This is a genomic window from Polaromonas sp. P1_E12, from assembly GCF_056405975.1.
In genome coordinates this window covers 369,823-384,293 of record NZ_JBFUBB010000003.1, presented here as the reverse complement: position 1 = coordinate 384,293, position 14,471 = coordinate 369,823, and the positions used below count along the sequence as shown (strand labels likewise).

At 64.1% G+C, this 14,471-nt stretch carries 14 protein-coding genes; 9 read left to right on the top strand and 5 right to left on the bottom strand.

The features are described 5' to 3' along the window. Nucleotides 1-161: 161 nt before the first annotated feature. Complete coding sequence (locus AC1D13_RS11705) at nucleotides 162-890, top strand: hypothetical protein (RefSeq protein ID WP_477666510.1); 729 nt, start codon at nucleotides 162-164, stop codon at nucleotides 888-890. A gap of 23 nt (nucleotides 891-913) precedes the next feature. On the opposite strand, the gene AC1D13_RS11700 is transcribed toward AC1D13_RS11705, so the two are convergent. After that, nucleotides 914-1,747, bottom strand: a complete 834-nt coding sequence (locus tag AC1D13_RS11700; RefSeq protein ID WP_457281307.1) for an aldo/keto reductase — start codon at nucleotides 1,745-1,747, stop codon at nucleotides 914-916. 156 nt (nucleotides 1,748-1,903) lie between these two features. Here AC1D13_RS11700 and AC1D13_RS11695 point away from each other — a divergent pair, with 156 nt between their 5' ends. Further along, nucleotides 1,904-2,215: a cupin domain-containing protein gene (locus AC1D13_RS11695; protein ID WP_457281308.1), complete on the top strand. Its 312-nt coding sequence runs from the start codon at nucleotides 1,904-1,906 to the stop codon at nucleotides 2,213-2,215. Nucleotides 2,216-2,243: 28 nt separating this feature from the next. Here the strand turns inward: AC1D13_RS11695 and AC1D13_RS11690 are convergent, their stop codons facing one another. Both AC1D13_RS11690 and AC1D13_RS11685 read right to left on the bottom strand, forming a co-directional pair. Then, nucleotides 2,244-3,317 carry a DUF6352 family protein gene (locus AC1D13_RS11690; protein ID WP_477666509.1) on the bottom strand — a complete coding sequence of 358 codons (1,074 nt, stop codon included), beginning with the start codon at nucleotides 3,315-3,317 and terminating at the stop codon, nucleotides 2,244-2,246. A gap of 12 nt (nucleotides 3,318-3,329) precedes the next feature. Then, nucleotides 3,330-3,482, bottom strand: coding sequence for a hypothetical protein (locus AC1D13_RS11685; protein WP_457281310.1), 153 nt, complete (start codon nucleotides 3,480-3,482; stop codon nucleotides 3,330-3,332). 174 nt (nucleotides 3,483-3,656) lie between these two features. Between AC1D13_RS11685 and AC1D13_RS11680 the strand changes: the two genes are divergently transcribed. From AC1D13_RS11680 to AC1D13_RS11655, 6 genes are all read left to right on the top strand, one after another. Next, nucleotides 3,657-6,056, top strand: coding sequence for a DUF6600 domain-containing protein (locus AC1D13_RS11680; RefSeq protein WP_477689566.1), 2,400 nt, complete (start codon nucleotides 3,657-3,659; stop codon nucleotides 6,054-6,056). Nucleotides 6,057-6,601: 545 nt separating this feature from the next. After that, nucleotides 6,602-7,375, top strand: a complete 774-nt coding sequence (locus tag AC1D13_RS11675; RefSeq protein ID WP_477666507.1) for an ABC transporter ATP-binding protein — start codon at nucleotides 6,602-6,604, stop codon at nucleotides 7,373-7,375. 142 nt (nucleotides 7,376-7,517) lie between these two features. Further along, a complete protein-coding gene (locus tag AC1D13_RS11670; RefSeq protein ID WP_457281313.1) occupies nucleotides 7,518-8,222 on the top strand; it encodes an ABC transporter ATP-binding protein in 705 nt (234 codons plus the stop codon). 77 nt (nucleotides 8,223-8,299) lie between these two features. Further along, nucleotides 8,300-9,493, top strand: a complete 1,194-nt coding sequence (locus AC1D13_RS11665; protein ID WP_457281314.1) for an ABC transporter substrate-binding protein — start codon at nucleotides 8,300-8,302, stop codon at nucleotides 9,491-9,493. Between the two features lie 172 nt (nucleotides 9,494-9,665). Beyond that, nucleotides 9,666-10,550, top strand: a complete 885-nt coding sequence (locus tag AC1D13_RS11660; protein ID WP_457281315.1) for a branched-chain amino acid ABC transporter permease — start codon at nucleotides 9,666-9,668, stop codon at nucleotides 10,548-10,550. Between the two features lie 2 nt (nucleotides 10,551-10,552). After that, on the top strand, nucleotides 10,553-11,533 hold the full coding sequence (locus tag AC1D13_RS11655; RefSeq protein ID WP_457281316.1) for a branched-chain amino acid ABC transporter permease: 981 nt from the start codon (nucleotides 10,553-10,555) through the stop codon (nucleotides 11,531-11,533). A gap of 114 nt (nucleotides 11,534-11,647) precedes the next feature. Here AC1D13_RS11655 and AC1D13_RS11650 read toward each other — a convergent pair whose 3' ends face one another. Further along, nucleotides 11,648-12,670 (bottom strand): GlxA family transcriptional regulator, encoded by a 1,023-nt coding sequence (locus tag AC1D13_RS11650; protein ID WP_477666506.1) that lies wholly within the window; start codon nucleotides 12,668-12,670, stop codon nucleotides 11,648-11,650. 121 nt (nucleotides 12,671-12,791) lie between these two features. Between AC1D13_RS11650 and AC1D13_RS11645 the strand changes: the two genes are divergently transcribed. Next, nucleotides 12,792-13,439 (top strand): cysteine hydrolase family protein, encoded by a 648-nt coding sequence (locus AC1D13_RS11645; protein ID WP_477689565.1) that lies wholly within the window; start codon nucleotides 12,792-12,794, stop codon nucleotides 13,437-13,439. A gap of 22 nt (nucleotides 13,440-13,461) precedes the next feature. Here AC1D13_RS11645 and AC1D13_RS11640 read toward each other — a convergent pair whose 3' ends face one another. Next, complete coding sequence (locus AC1D13_RS11640; protein ID WP_477689564.1) at nucleotides 13,462-14,328, bottom strand: transglutaminase-like domain-containing protein; 867 nt, start codon at nucleotides 14,326-14,328, stop codon at nucleotides 13,462-13,464. Nucleotides 14,329-14,471 lie beyond the last annotated feature (143 nt).

The window sequence follows — 14,471 nt, the reverse complement described above, 5'->3', positions numbered from 1 at the left end:
GTCTATACAACATGGCGGTGTAGCGAGGCCGGACCGTGATCCGCGGGGTCCGGCGTCTCGATCGGCGATGCCCTGGGCGGGCTGCAGCGCCTGCCATGCACCACCAGCGCCCCCGCAAGCGCCGCTTATGATCAGCCCTTTAAAAAATAAGAGGGCCTTGCATGTCATCAAACTCTTCTGCCGCGCCGTCCATGGTGCGCACCGGCGCCAAAGCCGGTGTGGCGTTTGCCAGTTCTGTCGCCATGGGAGGTTTGCTGGCTTTCCTGCTGGGCGGTGGCGTGTTCTTCTTCTACCTGAGCCGGCTGTCCGGCCCTGGCATGCCCGCCGCTGCGCATGCAGGCGGCGCCGGCGCCATCCTCGCCTTGCTGTTTTCACCGCCCTTGCTGGTCAGCATGCTGCTGCTGGCCTTTGTTCCGATTTACCTGATGCTGGGCGTGGCGCGTGGCCGCAGCCGGGCCATACAACAAGTCGTGACGGGTCATGGAGAGGCCATGTCGCAGCGATTGACAGACGCGATTGCCGGACGTATCGAGGCCATGCCGCGAACCAAGGGTGCACTCGAACGGGTGTCAGAGATGCTGTCGGCCGATGCCATTGGTCAGCAATTGGCGCCCGTGCTGGGCCAGGGACGCGCCGTGCGCGGCATGATCAATTTCGTGGTGAACCGCCTGCCGCTGGCTGATGTACTGGCGCAATGGCAGCAGGCCCGCGCCGCCGAGGCCGCACCTGCGCCAGCACCAGGTTCGCCTGACCCGGTGTTGCGCACTCTGCTCGCGCAGCGTATTGGCCAGACGCTTCAGGATGCCGCTACGCCTTCCCGCAAGCCGCTCTACATCGCCATGGCCGTCCAGGCGGCCTTGCTGGCAGCAGGGATGTGGCTGACGCGTTGACACGCGTTGACCCCTGGAAAGGTCTAGATCATCTCCAGCGAGGTGGCGCGGGAAGGCGGCTTGAACAACACATCCAGTGCAGCCAGTTGTTCATCGCTGAGCCGGATTTGCGCCGCCGCGGCGTTCTCGCGCAGCCGTTCCGGATGGCCCGTTTTGGGAATGGCGATGACGCCGTCCTGCGCCAGCACCCAGGCCAGCGCCGCCTGGGCGGGTTGCATGCCGTGGCGCACGGCGAAGCCGGTCAGGCCTGCATGGCGCAGAAGGCGCGCCTGCTCGATCGGTGAATACGCCATGACCGGCACGCTGCATTCGCGCAGCCAGGGCAGCAGATCCCACTCAATGCCGCGGCGCGTGAGGTTGTACAGCAGCTGGTTGGTTTGCACGCCCTGACCGCCGGGCACTTGCCACAGCTCCTGCATGTCGGAGAGGTCAAGGTTGCTCACGCCGTAATGACGTATCTTGCCGGCCTTTTGCAGCGCCATCAAAGCCTGCATGGTTTCGGCCAGCGGAACCGAACCCCGCCAGTGCAACAGATAAAGATCGATGCGGTCAGTGCGCAAACGGCGCAGGCTGCGCTCGCACGCGGCCACTGTTCCCGCCTTTGAGGCATTGTGCGGATACACCTTGGTGACGATAAAGGCTTCGTCACGCCTTCCCTGCAGCGCCTCGCCAACGAGTTCTTCGGCCAGCCCCTCACCGTACATTTCCGCGGTATCAACCAGCGTACAGCCCAGGTCCAGGCCCAGCTGCAGAGTCGCGAGTTCGTCGGCGCGCCGCGCCGGCACGTCGCCCATGTTCCAGGTGCCCATGCCCAGGGCGGGAACGGCTTCGCCGCAGGGAAGCAATACGCTTTTCATGCAAAGCATCTTAGCGCCGCGCAGTCCCGAACGGCGCATTTCAGTGATGCGGATACGGAATCAATGGCCCCCGAAGAATTCATGGTTCCGCCGGCCCCGCGACGTAGCATGGCGGAGCTTTCACTGCGCCAGCGCGCTCACCTGATGGAGACCGACATGAAGATCATCCGAAGCAAGGATTTCACCGCAGCACGCGCCTGGGGCGCGGTGACGGTAGCCAACATGCAGGGCATCACCACCCGGCTGCACTGGACCGACAAACCCTACAAATGGCATATCAACGAGGGCGAAGAAGTGTTTGCGGTGCTCGATGGCCGCGTGGAAATGCGCTACCGCGACAACTGCGGGCAATGCTCCGTGATGCTGGAAACCGGCGACATCTTTTTCGCGAGCGTGGGCACCGAGCATGTCGCCTCACCGGTGGGCGAGGCCCGCGTGCTGGTGGTGGAAGTGGAGGGCAGCGACTGAAACGATCCGGCTTGATCCGCGCACGCCCCTAGGACGCTGCAGGCAGCAGCGGCAGGTTCACCAGCAGGTTTTGCGGCTTGAGCCTCACCACCCCGTCGGCGTTCATCATCAATCCCAGGTACACCGGCTTGCCCGCCACATCGCTGCGCATTTCCCGCGTGTCCACAAATTCCAGCCGGAACAGGCTGACCAGGCGCTGCAGCCGGTCGGGCGCAACGTCCATTCCCTCATACAGGTCATTGAGCAAGGCTGTGGACTCCACGTCCAGCCCTACATGCCAGCGCCAGGCTTCATCGTCCACTTTCTGCACCGGCCGGATGGTGACTTCAACGCCGAGAAAATGCTTCACCCACTTCTGCAACACGCTTGCCAGCGCCTTGAGGCCTGAGCGGGCGCGCACCATGGTGAAGACCAGGCCGTGGCTCAGGTCGTTGCTGACCTCATGCGTCAGGTCCAGCAGAAAACGGTGGCGGCCCGGCTGCTGCCAATACGTGAAAACGTTATCGTCATTGAGCACCTGCAGTTCAACCACGGGCACCGGCGCCTTGGCCTCCGCCAGGAAGCGGCCGAAGTCGCCCACACCGCCGGTCTCATTGAACATGTCGATCACTTCCTGGTCGCCGCTTAGCACCTGGCCGTCCTGCGTACTGATGCGCTGGGGGCGAAACAGTATTTCGGCGGCGCGCACTTCATATGCGTCGGTGGAACCCTGCAACACATTGTGGACAACCGCCTGGGCAATCAGGTCGATGAACAACGGCGGTATGTCGATGCGGCCCGTTCCGTCTCGCGGGAACAGGCCCAGGTAGTACGCCTCCAGCGTGCCGGCGGCGAGCAGTCCATCGCGAAAGCGCAAAAACAGGTTGTAGTTGTCACGCGCATCCGCATCTTGCAGGGCCGCCAATTCGGCGGGCTCTACCGGTCGGGAGGGTGCAGCCACCAGCGCGGCGTGCAGGGCACGTTCGGCATCGCATGACTCGGCCACCGGCGCGAGTTCGGGCCGCGCGAGGAAGAGCCGCAGATAGTCGTCGGAGGGTGCGAGCCAGCCGCGTGCGTTGCGCTGGAGCCGGGAAAAGCCGCTGGAAGGCCAGAAATCTTGCATGGGGCAATCGTCTCATATTGCACGCGCCATTTTTTCGCCGCAGTCCTGTCGCTCCTTTTTTGATAGCTGCTTGCGCCCATCTGCATTGGCCTGCAGACATTTTTCTCTAACAAAAGTGTCATTAACAGAACGATCGGCCGCTGCAGGCATTACATCCCGTTTCATTCCAGCCTTCTGTTTCGCAATCTTTACCGCCTGTTAGCACTCCATCCATCGTCACGCACGTTGTACTGGGTAAGGTCTCCTCATCAGGCGGCGATCACGATGCGATCACGACGGTTACGTCAGCCCGCCTTCCAGTCCATCCATGTCCCGCAAGACAGGAAGAGAGCGTTCAACATGACAGCAATCGACACCGGCGACACAAACGTGTCCCATACCGATCACATGGCCTTCCGGCCTTCGCACCTTTACGGCTACCTCACGCTGCTGGCCTTTGCAGTCCTGCTGGCATTGCTGCAGCCCGTTGCCTGGGCGCAGGAGCCTGCGCCTCAGGGCGCCCAGTTGGATCCACCCGGCCGGGTCGCCCGGCTTAACCTGGCCGAAGGCGCCGTGAGCTTCGCACCGGGTGACGGCAACAACCCGGCAGGAGCGTCGGCCTGGACACCCGCCGTGCTGAACCGGCCGCTGACAGCCGGCGACAGGCTGTGGACGGGCCCCGGCGCCCGCTCGGAGCTGTACGTGGGCTCTACCGCGCTGCGCATGAACGGCCAGACCAGCCTGGATTTCCAGGCACTGGACGACAACACCACCCAGTTGCGCCTGGCCCAGGGCACGCTCAAGCTGCGCGTACGGGCCCTCTATGAAGGCCAGCGGCTGGAAGTGGATACGCCCAACCTCGCGTTTGTGGTGTCGCAGCCCGGTGACTACCGGCTGGACGTCGACCCTGCCGGCAACACGACGCGCGTGGTGGCCCAGTCGGGCAGCGGCGTAATTTATGGCGACGGCGTCGCCCCTGTCACACTGCAAAGCCGGCAGCAGGCCAACTTCAGCGGCACGCAACTCACCCCGGCGGGACCGGGCGCCGCACAGCAGGACAGTTTTGACCTGTGGGCCGCCGCCCGCGACCGGCGTGAAGACCAGTCGGTTTCGGCGCGTTACATACCGCGCGAAACCGTGGGCTACCAGCAGCTCGACAGCTATGGCACCTGGAGCCAGGACCCGGGTTACGGCGCCGTCTGGATACCGCGCGCCGTGCCCGCCAATTGGGCGCCCTACCGCGTCGGCCACTGGGCCTGGGTTTCGCCCTGGGGCTGGACCTGGGTGGATGACGCACCCTGGGGGTTTGCACCGTTTCACTATGGCCGCTGGGCACAGATCGGCCCGCGCTGGGCCTGGGTACCGGGCCGGCTGGCACCGCGCCCTGTCTATGCGCCCGCCCTCGTCGCTTTTGTGGGCGGCAGCAGCGGCGGTGTGAACTGGAACATTTCCATCGGCGGCGCACCGCGGCCCGGCGTGGGCTGGTTCCCGCTGGCGCCCGGAGAAGCCTTTCGCCCGGCCTACCGCGTGAGCCCGCGCTATGTCACGCAGGTGAACCACAACATCGTAGTCAACAACACCGTCAACGTGACCAACATTTACCGCTACCAGCGCCAGCCTGCAGCCGTCACCGCGGTCAGCCGCGAGGACTTCGAACGCGGCCGGCCTGTGCACGGCAATCCCCACCGGCTGAGCAGCGCCGACCTGGGCCGCGCACAACTCGTGGCCGACCGCGGCGCCCTGCCGCAGCGCCCGAATCCGTCGGAGCTGCACGCGCAGCAGCGCCCCGTGGCCGCCGCCGCATTGCCGCCGCCCGCCGTGGCCACGCGGCCGGTGGTCAGCAGCCGCGACGACCGCAGGGATGATCGCCGGGACGGCCGGCGCGATAACAACAACCGGGACGAGCACCGCGCCGGTCCCGCCGCCGGCAGGGACCACGACGCCCGGTCACAAGCCGCCGCTCCCGCTTCCCCCGCCGCGCCTGTCGGCGCAGCGCCAGCCGCACGGCCCTCGCCCGCACCGGACCGCAGCGCCCTCGAGGCCAGCCAGCGCGCGCAACGCGAGCAGCAGCGCCAGCAGCAGGAGCAAAAAGAACGCCTGCAAGGCCCCCAGCTGGAACAGCAACGCCGCCAGGGCGAAGAGGCCATAGGCCAGCGCGCCCTGCGCGAGCAAGCCCAGCGCGATGCGCGGGCCCGCCAGGAAGCGCAGGAACGCGCCCAGGCCGCGGATGCCAATGCCAATGCCAATGCCGATGCACGCGCCAACGCCGACCGCCATGCCGCCGAACAGGCCCGTCGCAGCCAGCAACAAGCGCAGCGCGAACAGCTGCGCCAGCAACAGGAACAACGAGAAAAGCTTCAGGGTCCCCAGCTGGAACAGCAGCGCCGTTCCGGTGAAGAATCCATAGGCCAGCGCGCCCTGCGCGAACAGGCCCAGCGCGACCAGGAAAACACCCGCCAGCAACAGGCCGCGCAAAGACAGCAGCAACACCAACAGCAACTGCAGCAACAACAACGTTTGCAACAACAGCAGCAGCATTTGCAACAACAGCAACAACGTGCGCAGCAGGAGCAGCAGCGCCAGGCCCAGGCCCAGGCCCAGGAACAACAACAGCGGCGGCAACACCAATTGCAGCAACAGCAGCAGCAACAGCAGTCACAACGCGACGCCACCCCAGACAAACCGTCCCGCCAGGCCGACGCAACCAATCCGCGCGGCCAGCGCGGCGAAGGCGGCCCAGGCCGCAACCGCGAGCAATAAAAAAGCCAATACGGGCGCCGGTTTTCTACCGGAGGGGGCACTCCTCATCAAGCAGGGGCCGCGGAACCGGCTTTGCCGGGCAGAACAAGCCCACCCCTGTCCAGGCTCACTTCGTGTAGCCTGCTCCCCCTCAAGGGGGCGGCGCCTAGGGCCGGCAAAGCCGTACCCTCGGCCCCCGTTTGGTTGGGCCCGCTGAACTCTTAAACCAGCAGGGGCCGCGGAACCGGCTTTGCCGGGCCGCAGGCGCAGCGCCCCCGAGGGGCTGGAGCCCGCGGCTCCAAGCCTGCCTGCGCAGGCTTGGACGGGCGACAGAGGCGAAGCGTCTCGCAAGCTGCGGCCTGCAAGGCCTCGCGAACCACACGCAATGGGGAGCGTGGGGGCCTTAGGGGATCACGCAAAACTACTTAAGGGTCTGACCCGGTACCGCCTCGGAGGGTGGGTGGCTAGGATGACCACCTGTGTTTCACGGGTTCGCGCCTGCTGCCGCATCAGCCGCCGCGGCACCTTGCGCCCGTGATATCCAACCCATCTTCCGGAGAGCCAATTTGTCAGTGGAGTTCATTCTCGAAACACGAGGACTGACCAAGGAATTCAAGGGATTCGTGGCGGTCAACAACGTGGACCTGAAAGTCCAGCGAGGGCATATCCATGCGCTGATCGGGCCCAACGGCGCCGGCAAGACGACTTTCTTCAACCTGCTGACGAAGTTCCTCATCCCCACGCGCGGAAGCATTGTCTACAACGGTAATGACATCACGTTTGAGCAACCCGCGCAGACCGCGCGGCGCGGCATCGTGCGGTCATTCCAGATCTCTGCGGTCTTCCCGCACATGACGGTGCTGGAGAACGTGCGCGCCGCCTTGCAGCGCAACCTCGGCACCTCGTTCCATTTCTGGAAAGCGGAAGACACCCTGTTTCACCTGCATGGCCGTGCTCGCGAGCTGCTGGCCGAGGTCGACCTCAGCGACTTCGCCGACGAGCTCACCGTGAACCTGCCCTACGGCCGCAAGCGTGCGCTCGAACTCGCCACCACGCTGGCGCTGGAACCCGAACTGATGCTGCTGGACGAACCCACGCAGGGCATGGGCCACGAAGACGTGGACCGCGTGACGCAGCTGATCAAGAAAGTCTCGGCCGGCCGCACCATCCTGATGGTCGAACACAACATGAACGTGGTGTCGTCGATCGCCGATCGCATCACGGTGCTGCAGCGCGGCGCCATCATTGCCGACGGGCCTTATGCAGAAGTGTCAGCGAATCCGTTGGTGATCGAAGCTTATATGGGCACAGCGAACACCGAGCTTCAAGGGGCGCACTAGAGATGCTGGCCCCCACGCTTTTCACTTCGTGTAATACGCTGCCCCCCGAGGGGGCGCTGCGCCTGCGGCCCGGCAAAGCCGGTTCCGCGGCCCCTGCTTGCACTACACCTCTTGCCTCTGTGGCGACCAGGATGTTGGCCCTATGACCAAAGAACTTCTCAAAATTGAAGACCTGCACGCCTGGTACGGCGAGTCGCACATCTTGCATGGCGTGAACCTCAGCGTCAACGAAGGCGAAGTGGTAACACTGCTGGGCCGCAACGGCGCCGGCCGCACCACCACCATGCGCGCCATCGTCGGCATGACGGGTGCACGCAAGGGCTCGATCCGCATCAACGGCGAAGAAGCCATCAAGCTGGCGCCGCACAAGGTGGCCCGGCTGGGCGTGGGCTACTGCCCTGAAGAGCGCGGCATTTTCGCCAGCCTGACAGCCGAAGAAAACCTGATGCTGCCGCCCACCATAGCGCCCGGCGGCATGAGCCTGGACGAAATCTACGCAATGTTTCCCAACCTCAAGGAACGCGCCAGCAGCCCCGGCACGCGGCTGTCCGGCGGCGAGCAGCAGATGCTGGCCGTGGCGCGCATTTTGCGCACAGGCGCGCGCCTCTTGCTTCTCGATGAAATTTCCGAAGGCCTGGCGCCGGTCATCGTGCAGAAGCTGGCAGAGATGATCCTCACGCTCAAGGCCAAGGGTTACACCATCGTGCTGGTCGAACAGAACTTCCGCTTCGCCGCGCCGCTGGCCGACCGCTTCTATGTCATGGAGCACGGCCGCATCGTCAAGCAATTTGCGCAGTCCGAGCTGACACAAAACATGGGCATGCTGCAGGAATACCTCGGCGTCTGAGGCCGGGTGCGCCGAATCCCTTTTCAGTCCTCATTTGGTCCCCCCCAGTTCACCCCCCATCCATAACAGGAGACATCATGAAACTCAAAGCACTTGCCGCCGCACTCGCCCTTGGCCTCACAGGCGCAGCCTTCGCACAGAACACCGGCCCGATCAAGATCGGCATCATCACCGACATGTCCAGCCTTTACGCCGACATCGACGGCCCCGCCGGCGCTGAAATGCTGAGGTGGGCCGTGCAGGATTTCGGCGGCAAGGTCCTGAACCGCCCCATCGAAGTGCTGAGCGCCGACCATCAGAACAAGGCCGACGTTGCATCATCCAAGGCGCGTGAGTGGATCGACAAGGATGGCCTGCAGATGCTGATTGGCGGCACCAACTCCGGCACGGCGCTGGCCATGTCCAAAGTCACCACCGAAAAGAAAAAGCCCTTCCTCGTCATCGGCGCCGGCTCGGCCCGCCTGACCAATGAAGACTGCTCGCCCTACACCATCCACTACGCCTACGACACGGTCTCGCTGGCCAAGGTCGCCGGTTCCGCGCTGGTCAAGGCCGGCAACAAGAGCTGGTACTTCCTGACCGCCGACTATGCGTTCGGCTACTCGCTCGAAGGCGATGCCTCCACCGTGGTCAAGGCCAACGGCGGCACCGTCGCCGGCACCGTCCGCCATCCGCTGAACGCCTCGGACTTTTCGTCTTTCCTGCTGCAGGCGCAGTCTTCCAAGGCGCAAATCCTGGCACTGGCCAATGCCGGCGGCGACTTCACCAACGCCATGAAGGCCGCCAAGGAATTCGGCATCGGCAAGACCATGAAGGTTGCCGGCCTGCTGGTGTTCATCAACGACGTGCACTCCCTGGGCCTGGCCAACACCGAAGGCCTGCAATTGGCGGACAGCTGGTACTGGAACCAGGACGACGCCTCGCGCAAGTTCGCCAAGCGCTTCTTCGATAAATACAAGCGCATGCCTTCCAGCCTGCAGGCGGCCGACTACTCCGCCACCCTGAGCTACCTGAAGGCCGTGCAAACCGCCGGCACGACCGATTCCGACAAGGTCATGAGCACGCTCAAGGGCATGAAGATCGAAGACTTCTACAACAAGGGCCAGATCCGCGCCGACGGCCGCATGATCCACGACATGTACCTGTATGAAGTCAAGAGCTCCAAGGATTCGGGCACGCCATGGGACTACTACAAGACCATCGCCAAGGTGCCTGGCGAGCAGGCTTTCACCACGGTGGCCGAATCCAAGTGCTCGGCTCTCAAGAAGTAAAGCATCACTGCAACTGCGCAAACGTTGAACTGACGAAAAAACAAAAAACGGGGTAGAACGAGGGTTCGATCCAGCCGGTCATTTCGCAGAAATGCAGAATGACCGGCTGCTTCTTTGAAAAACCCTTGCGCTCCCGCCACAACTCACGGTATCGGTGTCCTGACAGGTTCCCATGGAAATTTTCGGTATTCCCCTGCAAGCGTTTATGGGCCAGCTGATGCTGGGCCTGGTCAATGGCGCCTTCTACGCCATGCTGAGCCTGGGGCTCGCGGTGATTTTCGGCCTGCTGGGCATCGTCAACTTTGCGCACGGCGCGCTCTACATGCTGGGCGCCTTCGCCGCCTGGATCATGCTGGACCAGTTCGGCATGAATTACTGGTTCGCGCTGGTGTTGGCGCCGCTGACGGTCGGCATTCTCGGCGTCATCATTGAGCGGCTCTTCCTCAAGCATCTGTACAAATTGGACCCGCTCTACGGCCTGCTGCTGACCTTCGGCCTGGCGCTGGTGCTCGAGGGCGTCTTCCGTGAAATCTACGGCGTCTCGGGCCAGAACTACAACGTGCCAGACCTGCTGGCCGGCTCCATGGACCTCGGCTTCATGCGCCTGCCCATCTACCGCGCCTGGGTAGTCGTGGTGTCGCTGGTAGTCTGCCTGGGCACCTGGTTCCTGATCGAACGCACCCGGCTGGGCGCTTACCTGCGCGCCGGCACCGAAAACGCGCCGCTGGTGCAGGCCTTTGGCATCAACGTCCCCATGATGGTGATGCTGACCTACGGCGCGGGCGCCGCCCTGGCAGCCCTGGCCGGCGTGCTGGCCGCGCCCATCATCCAGGTCAACCCGCTGATGGGCTCCAACCTGATCATCGTGGTCTTTGCCGTCGTCGTGATCGGCGGCATGGGTTCCATCCTCGGCTCGGTCATCACCGGCCTGGGCCTGGGCATCGTCGAAGGCCTGACCCGGGTGTTTTATCCTGAAGCGTCCAACATCGTGGTATTCGTCATCATGGTCATCGTGTTGATGTTCCGGCCCGCCGGCCTCTTCGGAAAGGAAGCCTGACCATGAGCGCCCTCTCCACCAAAGCCGCCAACATGCTGCGCATCACTTACCTCGTCCTGCTGGCTTTTGCGCTGGCTGCGCCCTTCCTGGGTCTCTACCCGGTGTTTGTGATGAAGCTGCTGTGCTTTGCGCTCTTCGCCTGCGCCTTCAACCTGTTGCTGGGTTTTACCGGCCTGCTCTCGTTCGGCCATGCCGCATTCTTCGGCTCTGCCGCTTATGTCACCGGCTGGTTCATCAAGTCGCAAAACTGGACACCCGAACTGGCTCTGCTGGCCGGCGCGGTGGCGGCCGGGCTGATCGGCCTGCTGGTCGGCCTGGTGGCCATCCGCCGCCAGGGCATTTATTTCGCCATGATCACGCTGGCGATTGCGCAGATGGTCTACTTCGTCTGCCTGCAGGCGAGCTTTACCGGCGGCGAGGACGGCCTGCAGGGCGTGCCACGCGGCAAGCTGTTCGGCCTGCTGCCGCTTGAATCCGACGTCACGCTGTATTACGTGGTGGTGGCGATTTTTGTGGCCTGCTTTCTGTTCATCTCGCGCATCGTGCACTCGCCCTTCGGCCAGGTGCTCAAGATGATCCGCGAAAACGAACCCCGCGCCATCTCGCTGGGCTACAACGTCGACCGCTACAAACTGCTGGCCTTTGTGCTGTCGGCCGCGCTGGCCGGCCTGGCCGGTTCGATGAAGACCCTGGTCATGGGTTTTGCCACGCTGTCGGATGTGCATTGGTCCATGTCGGGCGAGGTCATCCTGATGACCCTGCTGGGCGGCGTCGGCACTTTCTTCGGCCCGGTCATGGGCTCGGGCATCGTGATCGCGCTGCAGAACCTGCTGGCCGACAAGGTCGGCTCCTGGGTCACCGTCATCATCGGCGCGATCTTTGTGCTGTGCGTGCTCGCCTTCCGCAAGGGCGTGATCGGTGAGTTGCAGGCCTTCCTCGAACGCCGCCGCGCCGCGGCCAAGGCTGCCGCGGCAAAACCCTGACCGGCAGGGCCGGGCGGCCGTCCCGTCCGGCTGCTTTTAAAGTCCTTCATTTGCTATTATTTTAATAGCTGCTTGCGCTTGTCACCATTGGCTAACAGCCTCATTTTCTCAACATCAGTCACCCCGGAACTCGCGCCGGTACATCGACGGCGAGGTACCAAGCGTCGCCGCAAAGTGCTGCCGCAGGGATACCGCCGAGCCGAATCCCGCATCCAGGGCAATCTGCTCCATCGAGCGGCCGGTTGATTCGAGTTGCCGCTGCGCCAGCGCCAGGCGCTGGCTGGTCAGCCACTGGCCCACGGTGGTCCCGGTGATGTGCCGGAAATGCCGGGTGAAGGTGCGCCGGCTCATCAGGGCACGCGCCGCCAGCGTGTCGAGGCTGTGGGGCTGGCGCAGGTTTTCCTGTACCCACGCCAGGATGGCCGACAGCCGGTGGTCGGAGCCTGTGGCAGGCAGGGGTTGCTCCACATACTGCGCTTGGCCGCCCTGCCGCTGCGGCGCCACCACCATGCGGCGCGCCACCCGGTTGGCGGTTTCTGCGCCGAAGTCCCGGCGCAGCAAATGCAGGCAGCAATCAATGCCGGCGGCCGTGCCTGCCGAGGTCAGCACGTCACCGTCGTCCACATACAGCACATCGGGCTGCAGCCTGACCTGCGGATAGCGCTCGGCAAAAGCCGGCGCCAGCGCCCAGTGCGTGGCGGCAGGCCGGCCGTCCAGCAAGCCGGCCTCGGCCAGCACAAAAGCCCCCAGGCACAGCCCGACGATGCGCGCGCCGCGCTTGTGCGCCGCACGCAAAGCCTTGAGCAGGGCTTCGGACGGCCGCTCCATCGGGTCCCGCCACGACGGCACCACCACGGTTTGCGCCTTGGCCAGCACGCTCAAGCTGTGCTCCACCGCAATGGTGAAACCGGCGGTCGTGCGCAGGCTGCCCGGCGTTTCGGCGCACACCAGCAGCCTGAAGCGCGGCAGGTCTGGCCCTGAAAAATCGTTGCCAAACACCATGCACGGCACGGAGAGGTGGAACGGACTGATGCCGTCAAACGCCACCACAGCGACCGTGCTGAGCTGACTTGTGGTGCGCGACTTGATGCGTGACTTGCCAGCGGTCGGCACCTGTGAAAGTGTGTTTTTCGACATGACCCGATTCTATCGAATATTGTCAATTGGGCCACTTTCATGAAAGCTCCCCCAGCCCAACAATCACACCATCAGCATTCGTTGATCACTTGATTCAGCAACAACCCGCAGGAGCAAACACATGGCCATCCCGAACTCAAAGCCCGCAGCACCACGCCGCGCCCTCGTCGTCATCGATGTGCAAAAGGAATATTTCAGCGGCGGCGGCCTGCTCATCGAATACCCGCCGGTGGAAAAAACCTTGCCCAATATCGGCCGCGCCATGGACGCGGCGCGCGCTGCGGGTATTCCGGTGGTGGTGGTGCAGCACAGCGAATCGGCCGCGTCGCCGCTGTTCGCCAAAGGCTCCCCCCTGTGGGAACTGCATGAGACCGTGGCCAGCCGCCCGCGCGACCACTACGTTGAAAAATCCTGGCCCAGCGTCTACACCGGCACCGACTTCGCTGCATGGCTGGAAAAAAACCGCATCGACACCCTCACGGTGATCGGCTACATGACACACAACTGCGACGCTTCCACGATTTTTGAGGCCACGCACCGCGGCCTGCATGTGGAGTTCTTGCAGGATGCCAGTGGCGCACTGCCGTATGCCAACGAGGCTGGCCGGGCCAGTGCCGAAGAAATCCACCGCGTGTTCAGCGTGGTGTTTCACTCGCGCTTTGCCGCCACAGGCTCCACCGACGCCTGGATCGCCGCGGTCCAGGCCGGCGGACGGCTGGAAAAAAACAACGTCCTCGCGTCAAACCGCGCGGCCATTGCCGGCCGGTAACAGGCACCTTTCGCGACGCCCCTCAGAGGCCGTCGGTCGAGAGCGCATGGTTCACGCGCTGCGGGACGACCAGTTGCCCATAGCCATCAGGAATGGCCTGGATCTGGATGATGGGCGCACTGGACGTGACGCTGCCGAACAACATGGCAAAAGCCGCGTCGGCCGCATCACGGCCGGTGGCAAACCGCACAAAGCCCATGGGAATGGCGGTGCCTGACGGATCGAACAGGTACCACCGATGGCCCAGGTAAACCTCGACATAGGCATGGAAGTCGGTGGGGCCGAGCGCGGGGTCGGCGCCGTAATCAATGCCGGTGGCAAAACGCGCCGGCAGGTTGAGGGCGCGGCATAGCGCAATCATCAGGTGCGCGAAATCGCGGCACACACCGACGCGCTCCACCACCGTGTCGATCGCCGAGGTGCTGCCGTGCGAGCTGTTGGACTCGAAACTCACGCGCTGCTGCACCCACTGGCAGATGGCTTCTGCCCGGCTGTAACCTTGCTGCAAATGGCCGAACTCGTTGGAGGCCAGCTTCTGCAGCCGGTCGGACTGGCAGTAGCGGCTCGGGTAGATGTAGGGCAGCACGGCACCGGGAAGCTGGCAGACCGGCACCTCGCCCAGCTCACCGGGCGCCGCTGTGTAGTGGTAAATGTCTACGGTGGCTTCATAGCGCACGCTCAGTGGGCCGGGCTGGGCCTGCAGGCGCAGGTAGCGGTTCCGGCTCGCCGGGTCGGTGTCGATGGTGAAGGGCACCGGCTGGCTGACCTGCAGGTTTTCAGCCTGCACGATTTGCTGCTGCGTGTGCGCCGCGTGGACGTTGAAGATGAAGTCGCCGCCCGGAGGCGCGACGTCGTAGTTGAGTTCGACGGAAAACTGGAGCCTGACCATGGATTCTTTCCTTGCCGTTGCGCAAGGGTCAGGCCTGGAGCAAGCCTGCCGCCGCGCAATCGTCAATCAATGAAGGGAGCCTGTCAGCGTGGCGCTCGCCGCAAGCGGGCACCTGCGCAAAGCGCGCTGATCTGGTGTACCAG

Coding starts and splice junctions, on each gene's coding strand:
- AC1D13_RS11670 (WP_457281313.1), top strand. CDS start 7,518: ATGACCAAAGAACTTCTCAAAATTGAAGACCTGCACGCCTGGTACGGC.
- AC1D13_RS11695 (WP_457281308.1), top strand. CDS start 1,904: ATGAAGATCATCCGAAGCAAGGATTTCACCGCAGCACGCGCCTGGGGC.
- AC1D13_RS11655 (WP_457281316.1), top strand. CDS start 10,553: ATGAGCGCCCTCTCCACCAAAGCCGCCAACATGCTGCGCATCACTTAC.
- AC1D13_RS11660 (WP_457281315.1), top strand. CDS start 9,666: ATGGAAATTTTCGGTATTCCCCTGCAAGCGTTTATGGGCCAGCTGATG.
- AC1D13_RS11680 (WP_477689566.1), top strand. CDS start 3,657: ATGACAGCAATCGACACCGGCGACACAAACGTGTCCCATACCGATCAC.
- AC1D13_RS11645 (WP_477689565.1), top strand. CDS start 12,792: ATGGCCATCCCGAACTCAAAGCCCGCAGCACCACGCCGCGCCCTCGTC.
- AC1D13_RS11705 (WP_477666510.1), top strand. CDS start 162: ATGTCATCAAACTCTTCTGCCGCGCCGTCCATGGTGCGCACCGGCGCC.
- AC1D13_RS11640 (WP_477689564.1), bottom strand. CDS start 14,328: ATGGTCAGGCTCCAGTTTTCCGTCGAACTCAACTACGACGTCGCGCCT.
- AC1D13_RS11685 (WP_457281310.1), bottom strand. CDS start 3,482: ATGAAACGGGATGTAATGCCTGCAGCGGCCGATCGTTCTGTTAATGAC.
- AC1D13_RS11665 (WP_457281314.1), top strand. CDS start 8,300: ATGAAACTCAAAGCACTTGCCGCCGCACTCGCCCTTGGCCTCACAGGC.
- AC1D13_RS11690 (WP_477666509.1), bottom strand. CDS start 3,317: ATGCAAGATTTCTGGCCTTCCAGCGGCTTTTCCCGGCTCCAGCGCAAC.
- AC1D13_RS11700 (WP_457281307.1), bottom strand. CDS start 1,747: ATGAAAAGCGTATTGCTTCCCTGCGGCGAAGCCGTTCCCGCCCTGGGC.
- AC1D13_RS11650 (WP_477666506.1), bottom strand. CDS start 12,670: ATGTCGAAAAACACACTTTCACAGGTGCCGACCGCTGGCAAGTCACGC.